This window comes from Streptococcus pluranimalium, from assembly GCF_047785705.1.
In the GTDB taxonomy this organism is placed as follows: domain Bacteria; phylum Bacillota; class Bacilli; order Lactobacillales; family Streptococcaceae; genus Streptococcus; species Streptococcus pluranimalium_A.
The window spans coordinates 1-958 of the sequence record NZ_JBLOJV010000092.1; the positions used below are offsets into that span (position 1 = coordinate 1).

Below are 958 nucleotides of genomic sequence, written 5' to 3' on the forward strand. Positions count from 1 at the left end.
GATATCTTGATAACCCACCAAGAGTGGCTTAAGCCCAGATGACTCTTGCCAGTAGGTGCTAAAGTCCGTTTCCTGCAAGTCTTGCGATAAGATTCGGTCAGCCAAAGGTGGTAACCAAGGACTGGCAACCTTAGGAATCTGGAGATTCTCAAAAATCTCATGAGCCTGTTCCACAATGGCATCCAGCTCCGTCGGCAAGCTCTTGACATCCTTCTGCTTGGACAGACCACTCAGGTCCCTGTTAATGGCCCGATACTGACCGCTGTCGGTGATGTCATAAACCGTCGTCTCACGCTGAACACCAGCCTTTCCGTCTGGGTTGTAATCCGCACCAGACCAGGCTGACTGGAAGAGCTCGTAGATTTCATTGTTACCAACTTGAAGGTAGGCCCGACCAGTCTGGGTAATTTCCGCCGCATCAGGGGTCTTGATGACCTCACGAGAGTCCGCTACATCCTGCACCTTAAGGGCAATCTTGAACTTGGAGTTAGACCAAATCTGGTCATTAACCACACCACTTGGCTTTTGAGTCGCAAGGATTAACTTAACCCCCAACGAACGACCGATACGGGCCGTTGACACCAACTCGTCCATAAAGTCGGGCTGGTTGGCTTTAAGCTCCGCAAACTCATCGCTGATGATAAGCAGGTGAGGCAGAGGTTCAGACACCTTGCCCTCCTTGAAGAGTTTGGTGTACTGGTTGATGTGGTTGACATTGTTTTTTTGGAAAATAGCAGAGCTGAAAAACAAGCTCTGCTAATACAATCTATTATTCTTTAGTGTATCAGTTAATTCCTAAAAAGAACATCGGGCTAGATGATTTCTAAAATCAACTTGATACAATGACTAACCTTTCCAATGTACCATATCATAAGGATAATATTGCTGTCCCTCAAGACTACTATCATCTAAATTCAATATCTTGGCAATAGCTCCAGCTTCGAAACTCCAGTACCCA

Annotated in this window: 1 protein-coding gene and 1 pseudogene; both read right to left on the minus strand. The window is 46.5% G+C overall.

Annotated elements, in window-relative coordinates; genetic code table 11:
* Positions 1-732 (minus strand): annotated as a pseudogene (locus ACMZ6Z_RS09435) (type VII secretion protein EssC); the annotation flags it as partial.
* A gap of 114 nt (positions 733-846) precedes the next feature.
* Positions 847-958: PoNe immunity protein domain-containing protein (locus ACMZ6Z_RS09440; RefSeq protein WP_416132270.1), on the minus strand; the 112-nt coding region annotated here is incomplete at its 5' end.